The 13077-nt window shown below is 42.5% G+C and carries 13 protein-coding genes; 7 read left to right on the top strand and 6 right to left on the bottom strand.

The window, feature by feature from the left end; all coding sequences use genetic code 11:
• Positions 1–652: 652 nt before the first annotated feature.
• On the bottom strand, positions 653–1135 hold the full coding sequence (locus ACSVDJ_RS14315) for a phosphatidylglycerophosphatase A family protein (RefSeq protein WP_439166889.1): 483 nt from the start codon (positions 1133–1135) through the stop codon (positions 653–655).
• A 135-nt stretch (positions 1136–1270) separates the two neighbouring features.
• On the opposite strand from ACSVDJ_RS14315, the gene yutH reads away from it, so the two are divergent.
• The gene (gene yutH, locus ACSVDJ_RS14310) at positions 1271–2266 is read left to right on the top strand and encodes a spore coat putative kinase YutH (RefSeq protein WP_439166643.1); all 996 of its coding nucleotides are present in this window, start codon (positions 1271–1273) and stop codon (positions 2264–2266) included.
• A gap of 54 nt (positions 2267–2320) precedes the next feature.
• Entirely contained in the window at positions 2321–3310 is a 990-nt protein-coding gene (locus ACSVDJ_RS14305; RefSeq protein WP_439166641.1) for a 2-hydroxyacid dehydrogenase, read from the top strand.
• 130 nt (positions 3311–3440) lie between these two features.
• Here the strand turns inward: ACSVDJ_RS14305 and ACSVDJ_RS14300 are convergent, their stop codons facing one another.
• On the bottom strand, positions 3441–3737 hold the full coding sequence (locus ACSVDJ_RS14300) for a NifU family protein (protein ID WP_439166639.1): 297 nt from the start codon (positions 3735–3737) through the stop codon (positions 3441–3443).
• A gap of 79 nt (positions 3738–3816) precedes the next feature.
• Here ACSVDJ_RS14300 and ACSVDJ_RS14295 point away from each other — a divergent pair, with 79 nt between their 5' ends.
• The 4 genes from ACSVDJ_RS14295 to ACSVDJ_RS14280 all read left to right on the top strand — a co-directional run bounded on the left by ACSVDJ_RS14295 (position 3817) and on the right by ACSVDJ_RS14280 (position 8557).
• Positions 3817–4140, top strand: a complete 324-nt coding sequence (locus ACSVDJ_RS14295; RefSeq protein WP_439166637.1) for a YuzD family protein — start codon at positions 3817–3819, stop codon at positions 4138–4140.
• 166 nt (positions 4141–4306) lie between these two features.
• Positions 4307–5665 (top strand): 4-aminobutyrate--2-oxoglutarate transaminase, encoded by a 1359-nt coding sequence (gene gabT, locus ACSVDJ_RS14290; RefSeq protein WP_439166636.1) that lies wholly within the window; start codon positions 4307–4309, stop codon positions 5663–5665.
• A gap of 73 nt (positions 5666–5738) precedes the next feature.
• A complete protein-coding gene (locus ACSVDJ_RS14285; protein ID WP_439166634.1) occupies positions 5739–7097 on the top strand; it encodes a sigma-54 interaction domain-containing protein in 1359 nt (452 codons plus the stop codon).
• Positions 7098–7147: 50 nt separating this feature from the next.
• The gene (locus ACSVDJ_RS14280; RefSeq protein WP_439166888.1) at positions 7148–8557 is read left to right on the top strand and encodes an NAD-dependent succinate-semialdehyde dehydrogenase; all 1410 of its coding nucleotides are present in this window, start codon (positions 7148–7150) and stop codon (positions 8555–8557) included.
• Positions 8558–8783: 226 nt separating this feature from the next.
• Here ACSVDJ_RS14280 and ACSVDJ_RS14275 read toward each other — a convergent pair whose 3' ends face one another.
• The 4 genes from ACSVDJ_RS14275 to ACSVDJ_RS14260 all read right to left on the bottom strand — a co-directional run bounded on the left by ACSVDJ_RS14275 (position 8784) and on the right by ACSVDJ_RS14260 (position 12696).
• Entirely contained in the window at positions 8784–8954 is a 171-nt protein-coding gene (locus ACSVDJ_RS14275; RefSeq protein ID WP_518619134.1) for a hypothetical protein, read from the bottom strand.
• A gap of 69 nt (positions 8955–9023) precedes the next feature.
• Complete coding sequence (locus tag ACSVDJ_RS14270) at positions 9024–10103, bottom strand: Ger(x)C family spore germination protein (RefSeq protein ID WP_439166625.1); 1080 nt, start codon at positions 10101–10103, stop codon at positions 9024–9026.
• Entirely contained in the window at positions 10100–11191 is a 1092-nt protein-coding gene (locus ACSVDJ_RS14265; RefSeq protein WP_439166624.1) for a GerAB/ArcD/ProY family transporter, read from the bottom strand. Before ACSVDJ_RS14265 ends, ACSVDJ_RS14270 begins: the two co-directional genes overlap by 4 nt.
• A 23-nt stretch (positions 11192–11214) precedes the next feature.
• Positions 11215–12696, bottom strand: coding sequence for a spore germination protein (locus tag ACSVDJ_RS14260; RefSeq protein WP_518619131.1), 1482 nt, complete (start codon positions 12694–12696; stop codon positions 11215–11217).
• Positions 12697–12817: 121 nt separating this feature from the next.
• Here ACSVDJ_RS14260 and ACSVDJ_RS14255 point away from each other — a divergent pair, with 121 nt between their 5' ends.
• Positions 12818–13042, top strand: coding sequence for a hypothetical protein (locus tag ACSVDJ_RS14255; RefSeq protein WP_439166621.1), 225 nt, complete (start codon positions 12818–12820; stop codon positions 13040–13042).
• The last annotated feature ends 35 nt before the right edge of the window (positions 13043–13077 follow it).

Raw genomic sequence — 13077 nt, 5'->3', positions numbered from 1 at the left:
AAAGCGTCCTTTAAGTGGGAGTCACTTAAAGGACGCTTTTTGTTTGGGGGTTCTCGGTTTTTCTTCGACGTTGTGAGAGGTTTCTTCGATGTTAAGGTCGATTCTTCGACGTTGTGAGAGATTTCTTCGATGTTGATCTCGTTTCTTCGACGTTGCGAGAGATTTCTTCGATGTTAAGGTCGTTTCTTCGACGTTGCGAGAGATTTCTTCGATGTTGATCTCGTTTCTTCGACGTTGCGAGAGATTTCTTCGATGTTAAGGTCGTTTCTTCGACGTTGCGAGAGATTTCTTCGATGTTAAGGTCGTTTCTTCGACGTTGCGAGAGATTTCTTCGATGTTGCCGATCATTTGCTTGTCGTGTCTGAACAGTCGGCTCCGCCTTTCTATGTCCAGCTCCAGGCGCTAGCGGCTAGTGTACTTCCACGCTCCTCCTTGCGATAAGTCAACATCGATTCACTATCGTTCATCGTGTTTCCTTTATCTCGATCGGCTCGTTCCAGTCCATACGTCGCTGACCAGCGCCATCCACTTTTCTATGTCTAGCTCCAGCAGCCAGACTCTCGGTCATAAGCTGTCACGCCTACGTGGCAAAGAACGCCACTATGGCGGTCCATCTTATGTCTGCCGAGTCTAAACGGCTGCTTCCGCATTTCTATTCTGTCTGTGCTGCTTTGTGGGCTAGGCGGCTGGAGGCGGCAGCGGCTATGGCGCCGACGATGTCGTCTAGGAAGGTGTGGATTTTGCCGTGTGATTTATCGTTTAAATATTGTAAAATGCCCGGCTTTTCTTTGTCGATGTATCCGTAGTTGGTGAAGCCGATGGAGCCGTATACGTTGATGATGGCTAAAGCGAGGGTTTCATCTACCCCGTATAAGCTTTCATCGGTGGAGACGATCGTTTGCAACGGTTCATCTAGTAGCCCTTTTTCGGCTAATACATCTAGCTGGATACCTGTGATGATCGCATTTTGCACTTCTCGTTTTTTTAAGACGTGTTCGATATTTTCTTTGCACTCTTCTATTGTTAAATCAGGATGATACTTTTTTTGTAAAAATAATACGAGCTCGGCAATGTGATCCATAGTTACGCCGCGTTCAGCTAATTGGCGGCGCGCGGTTTTTTCAGACATGCTCATTACGTGTTTGTCATCGATAGTCATACAATCACCTTTTTCTCTAATATGTTAGTAGCAGACATTCTCTTTACTATTTATATTTCCAGATAAATTGGAAATAATCCTGCAAAAAATATGAAAAAAGGGGGAGCTAGCATGGATGGAAAAGCATTGTTAAAGGAACATTTTCATATTACATCGGATCGAATGGTGAATGGGCGCTATTATGAAAGTGAGGGCCTTCTTTATTCTATTGTTGATGTGACGAATATGGAACAGGAATATTTATTAGAGCTACATCAAATGTCTCAGCATCTCATGCGTCAAGGTGATCGGAAGGTGGCTGTCTTTATCCCAGCGGTTAGCGGCGCTTTTTTGATTACAGAAGATAAAAAAGATGTCGTCGTTCTCGGAAGCGCGCAAGTACACTCACGATCCGAAGCGACAGGTAAGAAGCTCGCTCGGTTTCACCGTCGAGGGCGAACGTTGACTGCTGAAATGAAGGCGACCAATCAATTGGGGTTGTGGCGCGAGCGCTGGGAGCGGGAGATGGATCAGTTAGAAAAGTCCATTAGCGGGTTAATTAAGCAGGGGGTAGATGGTGAATTTGCCAAAATGATGATTGATAGCTTTCCTTATTATATGGGGCTTGCGGAAAATGCGATTCAATATGTCGTCGATACCGAAATGGATGAAGCTCTAGGGAGGACAGATTATGGAACGGTTTGTCACCAGTCATTTCATGCGAAGTTTTGGGCTGACCGCGACTTTATTCACCACCCTTTTGATTGGGTGTATGATCACCCTGCACGTGATATAGCCGAGTGGATTCGTTCGTCTTATTGGGACGGTTCTCTTCTTTATCGCTCCAATTTTAAACAGTTTTTACAAGAGTATCAGCAACAAGAGAGACTCTCTCCTTTTTCCTGGCGACTAATTTATGCTCGTCTCCTCTTTCCTGCTCATTACTTTGACTGCAGTCGCACTTATTTCTCCTCTCCGTCTCTTCAAGGGAAAAAAGAAAAAGAAGAACAGTTAGAGAAATATATGAAAAACACAACGGAATATGAGCATTTTCTCGCTTCTTTTTATGAATTAGCTTTCGTTCCAGTCAATCGATTGAAAATTCCGAACGTCACTTGGTTAAAATGACAGAAAATATGATAAAATGGAAGGGCGATTAAGATACGGAAAGAAGGTGGAGAAATGAAGCCGTTTGTGTATGTCACTCGAAAACTTCCCGAGGAAATTATTTCTAGGCTACTAGAGAAATACGAAGTAGAGATGTGGCCGGAAGAAGAAGAGAAGGTCCCGCGCGATGTGTTACTTGAAAAAGTGAAGCAAGCGGATGCCTTATTAACCGTCATCTCGGATCAGCTAGATGAAGAATTGTTTTCTCAAGCCGAGCGGTTAAAGGTAGTTGCTAATATGGCGGTTGGGTACGACAATGTCGATTTACAAGCTGCTAGTAAGTATCAGGTGGCTATTTGTAATACACCGGATGTGTTAACAGCTACGACGGCAGACTTAACCTTTGCTTTGTTGCTGGCGACAGCTCGACGAATGATGGAAGCAGCCGAATTTGTGAAAGAAGGTCAGTGGAAGAGCTGGTCGCCGATGCAATTAGTCGGAACGGATGTCCATCATAAAACGATTGGGATTGTCGGCATGGGAAAAATCGGGACGGTTGTCGCGAAACGAGCAGCTGGATTCGATATGGACATCATTTATCATAATCGGACTCGTCATGAAGTCGCAGAGGAAATGCTCGGTGCACGCTACTGCTCATTTGATGAACTATTACAAGAGGCGGATTTCGTTGTTTGTCTCGCTCCACTAACAGAGCAAACGAAAGGAATGTTTCAACGAGAACAATTCCAAAAAATGAAAAAAGATGCGATGTTCATCAATGCCAGTCGTGGACCGATCATTAACGAGCACGCACTGTTTGACGCTTTGCAGGCAGGAGAGATCGCAGCAGCTGGATTAGATGTATTTGAAAAAGAACCAATTGGCGCCGATCATCCACTGCTCAAGCTACCAAATGTCGTGGCGCTCCCTCATATCGGAAGTGCAACGAAAGAAACACGTCTCGCGATGATGGAAACATGCTGTGACAACCTTGATGCCATCTTTGAAGATCGTCCTCCGAAAACATTAGTGAACAAAGAATTACTTACCTTCAGGCCGAGCTGAGATGTGCTCGGTTTTTTTGTAGTGGAGCGCGCTCGATTCGAGCTGTTATGCGCCCAATTCGACACTTCTCGCGCCCGATTTCGGCTCCGCCAATAAAAAAGCCCGCATCACATGTGCGGACTTTCGTTCATTAAAATACTTGTTCTACTTCTACGACGCCTGGAACTTCTTCAAGCAATGCGCGCTCGATGCCGGCTTTTAGTGTAATAGTTGAACTTGGGCAGCTACCGCATGCGCCGAGAAGGCGAAGCTTAACGATGCCATCCTCAATATCAACTAGTTCACAATCTCCGCCATCGCGAAGTAAAAATGGGCGTAATTTATCTAAGACCTCTTGTACTTGTGCAAGCATTTGTTCATCAGCCATTTCGATCCACTCCTTTCTCATACTGTTCTTATTATAATGATTATAAATAAAAAAATCCATTGATTGATAAACATTTTCATACCGAAGTTGATCGATTTTCGTTAAAATATAAATAATTAGCTATAAGGTGGGGGATTATATGGGAAAAATTGTAGAGATTGTTGTGTATGGAACAGAGCAGCTTTGTGCGAGCTGCGTCAATTTGCCTTCTTCTAAAGAAACGTATGAATGGTTAGAGGCAGCTATTTCACGAAAATATCCGAACCAGCCGTTTTCGATTAACTATGTGGATATTTTTTCACCACCGGAGGATGAAGAGAAACAAACATTTGCTAAACGAGTCGTAGAAGAAGGTCTGTTTTATCCGGTCGTGCTTGTGGAAGGGGAAGTTGTTGGAGAAGGTAATCCGAAATTAAAGGCTGTTTACGCTGAAATGGAGAAATACGGATATCAAAAAGGTTGAGCGATCCGCTCAGCCTTTTTTAAGTCATTTTTGGTTTAGATAAGTCATTTTTGACTCGCTTTAAAGGCTCTTTACTTGAAAAAGATTGATTTTTTGAACTTTTCTAAGTTGGCACACTTTTTGCATATATAAATATAAATCTACAAGTAAAGAAGGAGAAATGAACATGACTAGAAAATTTGCTAAAGTAACTGGTGCTCTACCAGGTCCAAAATCGAAAGCGTTATTAGAAAGAAGACAAGCGGCGGTTGTTCGGGGCGTTTCTAACGGCGTACCTAGCTTTGCAGCGAAAGCAGAAGGTGCTTTAATTACAGACGTAGATGGAAATACATTTATCGATTTCGTTGGTGCCATTGGTACGATGAACGTTGGACATGGCCACCCGAAAGTGAAAGAAGCCATTCATAAGCAAGTGGATGAATATATTCACCCTGGATTTAACGTGATGATGTATGAGCCATACATTGAGCTATGTGAAAAATTAATCGACCTTGCACCTGGCGATCATGAAAAGCAAGCGATTCTTTTCAACAGTGGAGCAGAAGCAGTGGAGAATGCGGTGAAAGTTGCTCGTAAATATACAAAACGTACAGGCGTTATTTCTTTCTCGCGTGCCTACCACGGCCGTACATTGTTAACGATGACAATGACAAGTAAAGTAAAACCTTATAAATATGAGTTTGGCCCATTTGCACCAGAAGTGTACAAAGCGCCATTCCCGTACACGTACCGCCGTCCAGAAGGCACAACAGAAGAGCAATATGTTGACTCTGTTATTGGCCAATTTGAAGATTTCTTCGTGAACGATGTAGCTCCTGAAAGCGTAGCAGCTGTTATTATGGAGCCAGTACAAGGAGAAGGTGGATTCATTCCAGCTCCACAAAAATTCATCGAAGCCGTATACGCTATCTGTAAAAAACATGGCATTCTTTTCATTGCTGACGAAATTCAAACTGGATTTGGTCGTACAGGTAAACAATTTGCGATCGAGCATTTCGGTATCGTGCCTGACTTAATGACAGTATCTAAATCGATGGCTGCTGGTGTGCCAATCAGTGGTTTAATCGGTCGCAAAGAAGTGATGGAGGCAGCTTCTCCTGGTGAGCTTGGTGGAACCTATTCTGGTAGTCCACTTGGGTGTGCAGCAGCATTAGCGGTGATCGACATCATAGAAGAAGAAAAAATTAGCGAGCGTGGCGCTGTTCTAGGTCAATTAGTGATGGATCGCTTAAACCAATTAGCTGAAAAATATGAGGCAATTGGTGAAATTCGCGGTTTAGGTTCAATGGTAGCCGTTGAGCTTGTGAAAGACCGTACAACAAAAGAGCCAAACAAAGAATTAACAAATGCGATTATCACTGAAGCGAACAATCGCGGATTACTGATCATTAGTGCGGGTGCTTACGGCAACGTTCTCCGTTTCTTAATGCCACTTGTGATTACAGATGAGCAAGTAGCGGAAGGATTAGAGATTCTTGAAGAAGCGTTTGAAGCGGCTGTTTCTGCAGTAACAGTTCAAGCTTAATAGAGCAACTAACTTATCTCCCGATTGTATTTTTGCTATAATGGAGAGAAATACGGTCGGGAGGAAGCTTGCTATGACTACATCTCATGATTCTGTACGGGAAGAATTATTTGATATTTTCGAATCGTCTTTCGATGAAATTTTGGTGACGGATGCCCAAGGGTACGTTACTCGTGTGAATTCGACCTGTCAAAAAAATTATCAATTATCAGCTGACGATTTAGTTGGTAAGCATGTGAAAGAATTAGAAAAAATGGGTTTTTTTTATCCGTCAGTAACACCACAAGTGATCGAAAAAAAACAGCCGATTGAGCTGTTTCAAGTGTCTAATTCCGGCCGGTACTATCATGTACGTACAAGGCCGGTTTTTAATCTGGATGGATCGTTAAAAAGTGTCATTAGTTATTCTCGCGATTTGACAGAGATTATTCAGCTCAGAAATAAGATTGAAGAAATGGAAGATCAGCTTGCTACTTATAAAAGGGAATTGAGTGAGCCGCTCGAAGTAGAGGGGCTTATTTCCAAAAGTGAGCAAATGGGCAAAGTGATGATGCTTGCACGCAAAATTGCCAAAGTCAATTCGACCGTTTTGTTACTTGGAGAAACAGGCGTAGGAAAAAGTAGAATCGTTCGTTCAATCCATCAATTAAGTGACAGAAAAGATCAAGTACTCAATGAAATCAATTGTGCCGCTTTACCGGAACAATTAATTGAGTCCGAGTTATTTGGGTATGAAGGTGGTACGTTTACCGGGGCTTTTCGTGAAGGGAAAAAAGGGTTGATTGAGCTATCCAATAATGGCATCCTTTTTTTAGATGAAGTGGGAGAGCTCCCGTTAACAGCGCAAGGAAAATTGCTCCATGTGCTGCAGGACAAACAAATTCGTCCTGTCGGAGCGAGTCAACCGATTACATTAAATTTACGAATCATTGCTGCAACGAATAAAGATCTGAAAAAAATGGCGGAGCAAGGCAGCTTTAGACGAGATTTATACTACCGTTTAAACGTCGTACCGATACATATCCCGCCATTAAGGGAACGAAAAGAAGATATTATTCCGTTAACTTACCATTTTCTCGATTATTTCAATGAGCTGTACAATAGTCATGTTCATTTCTCTCCGAAAGTGTTAAATGCTTTTTTAAATTATGAATGGAGAGGGAACATTCGTGAATTAGAAAATATGGTCGAACGGCTCGTCGTGACGAATGATGAAGTGGTGACGTTAAATGACTTGCCGCTTGAAATGGGGCAGCAGGAGTTAACGGAGAAGGGGACAACTCTTCCAGAAATACTGGAAGAAGTCGAACGGAAAATGGTGGTTGAAGCGTATGGGAAATGTTCATCCACTTATAAAATCGCAAAAGCACTCGGAATTAGTCAATCCTCAGCCGCTCGAAAAGTAAAGAAATATGTTGAGGACGAGGAATAAAGATGTATGATCGACAACAAGAAGGGGGAGCAAAAATGAAAAATTGGAAAATGTATATTAATGGTGAATGGATCGACAATGACAAGCAGATTGAAGTGGTCAATCCAGCGATCAATGAAGTAATTGCTACTGTACCAGAAGGTGGTAGAGAAGAAGCGGAGCAAGCTGCAACAGCCGCATATGAAGCACTGAAAACATGGTCAAAGCTAACTGCACTTGAGCGTGCTCATCATTTAAATGAGTGGTATCGCTTAATTGACGAGAACAAAGAAGAAATCGGCAAAATTATGACCGAAGAGCAAGGAAAGCCACTTCCAGAAGCGATTGGCGAAGTAGGGTATGCGAATAGCTTTATTTCTTGGTATGCCGAAGAAGGAAAGCGTATTTACGGAGAAACGATTCCAGCTTCTCACCCACGTAAGCGTCTATTTGTGCAAAAAGAGCCAGTTGGTGTTATTGCGGCGATCACGCCTTGGAACTTCCCAGCGGCGATGATTACGAGAAAAGTGGCGCCAGCACTTGCCGCAGGTTGTACAGCAGTCATCAAACCAGCTGAGCAAACGCCACTAACAGCGATTCGCTTAGTGGAATTAGCGGAAGAAGCAGGCATTCCGAAAGGGGTTATTAACCTTGTCACAGGTGATGCGAAAGCGATTGGTGAGGCGTGGATGAAAGATGGTCGCGTCCGCAAAATTTCCTTCACCGGTTCAACAGAAGTAGGCAAGCTATTAATGCGCGGGGCAGCGGATACGATGAAAAAAGTATCGTTTGAATTAGGTGGACATGCGCCATTTATCGTGACAGCCAATGCTAACATTGACAAAGCGGCACAAGATTTAATCGCTTCTAAATTCCGTAATGCGGGACAAACGTGCGTATGTGCGAACCGCGTATATGTTCATGAATCGATCGAAGCGGAATTTGCGGAAGCCTTCAAGCGAGAAGTAGCGAAGTTAAAAATGGGGAACGGCTTAGAAGCAGGTGTTACAGTTGGTCCGCTAATCGACGAGCAAGCGGTGGCAAAAGTGGTGAGCCAGCTAGAAGATGCAAAACAAAAAGGTGCCAACATTATTGCAGGTGGCAACGTGAGTGAAAATTTAAAAGGCTATTTCGTAGAGCCAACGGTCATTACGAACGTAACAGATGATATGCTTTGCATGAACGAAGAGACGTTTGGTCCATTAGCTCCTGTGACGACATATCAAACGACAGAAGAAGTGATTGAACGTGCGAACAACTCTCCGTATGGCTTAGCAGCTTATGTATTTAGCGATAACATTACAGAAGCAATCGACATTGCTGAAGGTTTAGAATACGGAATTATCGGCTTAAATGACGGTCTTCCATCCGTCGCGCAAGCTCCATTTGGCGGTTATAAAGAGAGCGGCCTAGGGCGCGAGGGCGGTCATTACGGTATCGAGGAATATTTAGAAATCAAATATATTTCATTAGGATTATAGTGAAGAAAAGCATCCGTTGTGGATGCTTTTTTTCATGAAAGTACATACGTCGCTAACCGGCACCTTCCGCATTTCGATTGTCCAGCTCCGCCTCCTAGACACTCGAGTCAAATAACCTGCCACTTACAAGGCTCATCGCCTTTCCAGTGCCAGAACATTTGCTTGTCGTGTCTGAACAGTCGGCTCCGCATTTCGATTGTCCAGCTCCGCCTCCTAGACACTCGAGTCAAATAACCTGCCACTTACAAGGCTCATCGCCTTTCCAGTGCCAGAACATTTGCTTGTCGTGTCTGAACAGTCGGCTCCGCATTTCGATTGTCCAGCTCCAGGCGCTAGCGACTAGTGTACTTCCGCCCTCCTCCTTGCGATAAGTCAACATCGATTCACTCTCGTTCATCGTGTTTCCTTTATCTCGTGCGGATGGCTCCAGTCCATACGTCGCTGGACAACGCCCTCCGCTTTTCTATCATTCCACAATCCCCGTGTCCAATGTCTTTACTTTGACGTTGATCTTGATGGGGGCGGTAGGGTAGCTTTGTTTCCAGTCTTCCATATTGAAATGACGGTGTTTGCTTCTTACTCGTTCGCCGATTCCAAGCGAGTCTACTTGTAATTCTTGGAGGCGTTTAACTACTTTCTCGGTTTTTTGTTTCATCTCTTGTTGCCAGTACTTTTCGATGAATTTTGTCTTTTTTGTACTTTGAATCGTAATACCGGACGCATCGTTGATTTGTCCGAGTAGAGAAAGGTCGATTTTGATTGTAGGGTTTTCTTTTGTTCCATGGATGCGATATTTTACTTTCGATCGTACGTTTTCAATCGTTACGTAAGTCCCATCCTTCAATTGAATATTGTACAAACCGTAACGAGAGTGTTCATAAAGGAGCTTAAATAAGTAGCTATCCTCATAGGAAAGCGAGCCAATATAACGGTCTTCTTTAAAAAGAGCGAGTCCCTTCAATTTAATGTTTTTCTTTTCTAATTTTAATAATGGTAAAAAAGGTTCCTGTCCATTTCCGTAGTATTGAGCGAGAAAAGAATGAAGATTTGTTTTGGGGATAATATCCTTTAACCCTTGATCCAATAAGTCGGTTACATATTGAGAAGTGAGTAGTGTGTTTGGATACTCTTGCTTCAACATGTCTTCCGTTTTGCCATCAACTACAGCCAAGTGAATATCTCTTCCGATATTAGGCGTACGGCTGAATGGATGAATAAGAGGGAAAAGCCCTTGTTGAGCTGTTTCTTTACTATATAAAACATCATTTAATCGACCTAGACTTAACTGTTTTTGAGACTTTGTTTGAAAGAGTTGCTGTACACTTTTACTTGTATGTCCTGTAGCTGTATAAGTGACATTGATCGGCTTAGCGTTTTCACCAGGTGGAAAAAACGGGACAGCTGCTGTTGCTTTAACTAAGTCATCATCTTCTATGTCGTATCCGATGGCGGAAATATGACGAGTATCTTCGAGCACGGTTGGCTGCAATTGATAATTGATGATCAGTATGAGAGCAAAAGCGCTCCAAATCAATATTTTTTTCATTTTGTTCTCCTCATTTTATGACTAATCATTTGAGAAAAATAAATAAAAGGAATGTAGATATAGAACACATAAAACCCTACATTTCCGGCTGTTGTAAGTAATTGTTTGACCGATTGCCGATCTGTGAAGGAAATGGTTACGATAAATAGAATGATTAACAGTACGATGATCCCATGTTTTTGCTTGATTTTAAACAATTGCTTCATTCCTCGTGACGCAGCCCATGTGTATAAACAAAGATTAGGTAAAATCACAAATAGCCAGATAGCAAGACCGGCATACTCAAATCGCTCAATGAAAGGTAAATCGACTACTTTCCATAAAGTGAGCGTGCCCCAAATCGTATTGGCTAACTGTTCGTGACTAAAATAAACTAAAGAGACAAGCGCCGTTAGTAAATAAACAAAGGTGCTGTATACTACCCCATATTGCGCCCATTTTTGTGAATTTTCCGCCTTTTTAAGGAAGGGATAAAAAAAGAAAAGCGTCTCAAAGCCAACATAATTAAAGGAAACTTCTTTAGCGCCAGAAAGAAGCTCTATGAAAGAGTGATCCATGATCGGCAACAAATAAGAAAAATTCGCTTCCTTCATCGGAAACCAAAACGTTAACAATAAAGGAAAGGTAATTAAGAACGTGAGAAGGCACAAACCGACAACTACCCGGAACCCGCCGGTCACATAAAGGTAGACAAGGGCAAGTAGGATGAGTGCTAAATACCATGTGTCTATTTCTGGGAACATCCAAATTTGGATAATTTCAATATAATTACGAGTTACTGTAATAGAAAGCAGCAATAAATAAATAATTAGAGCGATGCTAAGTAGCCCTCCGATCCACTTGCCGAATATATCTTTATGAATGACTGTAATATCATTCTTTCCTTTGTTTAATATTTGGTAAGTCATCCATAAAACAATATGGAGAGCGAGGCTGGCGATGATAATCGACACCCATGAATCGTGACCAGCTTCTTTCGCCACATTACGCTGGAAACCAAGGATACCTACACCAACTTGCATAGAGGTAATGATATAGAAAGCAAAGAAAGGAGACACTTTATGCTTCTCAGCTGGCAGTGACAACATCGGCCCACCTCCAATCATTAATTTTATTCATCGATATCACGGTCAGTTGTAGCTGAAGGCTGTTTCTCGAAGCGATCAGCATTTTCAGCTCTCACTTGCACTGGGCGCAGGCGCTGTTTGTCAAAAGGAAGACGAAAGAGTGAATCCTTTAAATCGGCTTTTCGCAGAGGGAAAACAGGCTCAAGAAACGGTCGGCCAAGAGAAGATAGCTTCAGCAAATGATTAAATAAAAAGGACAGACAAATGGCAATTCCTAACATTCCGAGCAATTGAGCAAACAGTAGAAAAGGAAAGCGGATTAAGCGAACGGCATAGCTGATTTGGTAGATCGGTGTCGTAAAAGAAGCTAAGGCACTTAAGGCGATAACGATGATCAGCACATTACTCGTCAAACCTGCTTGCACAGCCGCTGTTCCAATGACAATCCCTCCAACGATCCCGATTGTTTGCCCAACTTTTGTTGGCAGTCTAGCTCCTGCTTCTCGTAAAAGCTCAATCGTCAATTCTAAAATAAGCACTTCTAATATCGGTGGAAAGGGGATACCACTCCGAGAAGACACTAGTGTATTTAATAGATCTTGAGGAATCATTTCATAATGATACGTTAAAATAGCTACATAGGTTGGTGTAGATAGAACAGAGAATGTTACGGCACATAAACGGATTAATCGTAGCACCGAGGCGATATTCCAAGTATAAAAATAATCTTCAAAGGAGGAGAAAAACTCCATAAATGTAGCCGGTGCCAATAAGACATGAGGGGATCCATCGACTAAAATGGCGATTTTTCCTTCCGAGAGAGCACTTGCTACGCGATCAGGGCGTTCGGTATCCACAATTTGCGGAAACGGAGAATGTGGGTGATCCGTAATCATTTGCATAATAAAAGAGCTATCAGGAATTTGATCGTATTCAATCTCTTGAATCCTTTGAATCACTGTATTGAGATTTTCCTCATCAGCAACCCCTTTTACATAAGATACTTTCACTCGAGTTTTTGAATAGCTTCCTACCGTTAATTCTTTCATTTGTAGTTCAGGAATTGGAAGGCGTTTTCGTACAAGGTTGACATTCGTATCAAGCGCTTCAACGAAAGCTTCTTTCGGCCCCATCACTGTATACTCCGTTTCCGGCACGGCTACTTGGCGTTTTTCAACAGCTGGTGCAGGAATGAGTAGACAGTCAGATGATTTTTCTTTTTCATAAAAAATAACGTATCCAGTCATTAATTTATCTTGGATTTCCGTCAAATCTTTCGTGATCAATAAATTCTCAATGGGAATCTGCTCTTTAATTGTTTGCAAATCCGCTAACTTCTGATCAGAAAGACTCGCCAAAATGTTTTGATGAACGGTGTCAGGATTGACGAGCGTTTTATAAAAAGAAATGGAAAAAGGCGAGTTGTCGTGAAGGCGGAACGTCAGAAAGTCGGACGATTCATTGCAAATCGCCAACAATTTGTTTAGTTCCGTTTTGTCAAAAGATGATCGGTTCCGCTTAAACAAATTTCTCAAAAAACATTCCGCTCCTTTTTTGTCATTTCGTTCATACTTCATTTATTATGATCAAAAGAAAGAGAGAATATAACACAAAAAAGCGATTGACTTTTTAAGGAGTCAATCGCTTTTGGCTGAGTTACTTCATCTATCTCGTGCGGATCATTCCAGTTCATACGTCGCTGGACAGCGCCTTCCGCTTTTCGTTTGTCCAGCTGCAACGGCTAGACTCTCGGACATAAGTCGTCCCGCCTGTGTGGCAAAGAACGCCACTTCAGCGGTTCGCCTTATGTCTGCCGAGTCTAAACAGCCGTTTCCGCTTTTCGTTTGTCCAGCTCCAGGCGCTAGCGACTAGTGAACTTCCACGATCCTCCTTGCGATAAGTCAACA

It is taken from the genome of Bacillus sp. Hm123, assembly GCF_051842975.2.
GTDB lineage: Bacteria > Bacillota > Bacilli > Bacillales > Domibacillaceae > Bacillus_CE.
Note: the sequence above shows the minus strand (reverse complement) of the source record. Positions and strands in the feature narration are given on the sequence as shown.

What these genes read in the sequence shown, in the direction of transcription:
- ACSVDJ_RS14315 (WP_439166889.1), bottom strand. Translation starts at nt 1,135, where the DNA reads ATGAGCATGTCTGAAAAAACCGCGCGCCGCCAATTAGCTGAACGCGGC.
- ACSVDJ_RS14295 (WP_439166637.1), top strand. Translation starts at nt 3,817, where the DNA reads ATGGGAAAAATTGTAGAGATTGTTGTGTATGGAACAGAGCAGCTTTGT.
- ACSVDJ_RS14280 (WP_439166888.1), top strand. Translation starts at nt 7,148, where the DNA reads ATGTATATTAATGGTGAATGGATCGACAATGACAAGCAGATTGAAGTG.
- ACSVDJ_RS14300 (WP_439166639.1), bottom strand. Translation starts at nt 3,737, where the DNA reads ATGGATTTTTTTATTTATAATCATTATAATAAGAACAGTATGAGAAAG.
- ACSVDJ_RS14285 (WP_439166634.1), top strand. Translation starts at nt 5,739, where the DNA reads ATGACTACATCTCATGATTCTGTACGGGAAGAATTATTTGATATTTTC.
- gabT (WP_439166636.1), top strand. Translation starts at nt 4,307, where the DNA reads ATGACTAGAAAATTTGCTAAAGTAACTGGTGCTCTACCAGGTCCAAAA.
- yutH (WP_439166643.1), top strand. Translation starts at nt 1,271, where the DNA reads ATGGATGGAAAAGCATTGTTAAAGGAACATTTTCATATTACATCGGAT.
- ACSVDJ_RS14305 (WP_439166641.1), top strand. Translation starts at nt 2,321, where the DNA reads ATGAAGCCGTTTGTGTATGTCACTCGAAAACTTCCCGAGGAAATTATT.
- ACSVDJ_RS14270 (WP_439166625.1), bottom strand. Translation starts at nt 10,103, where the DNA reads ATGAAAAAAATATTGATTTGGAGCGCTTTTGCTCTCATACTGATCATC.
- ACSVDJ_RS14275 (WP_518619134.1), bottom strand. Translation starts at nt 8,954, where the DNA reads ATGAACGAGAGTGAATCGATGTTGACTTATCGCAAGGAGGAGGGCGGA.
- ACSVDJ_RS14265 (WP_439166624.1), bottom strand. Translation starts at nt 11,191, where the DNA reads ATGTTGTCACTGCCAGCTGAGAAGCATAAAGTGTCTCCTTTCTTTGCT.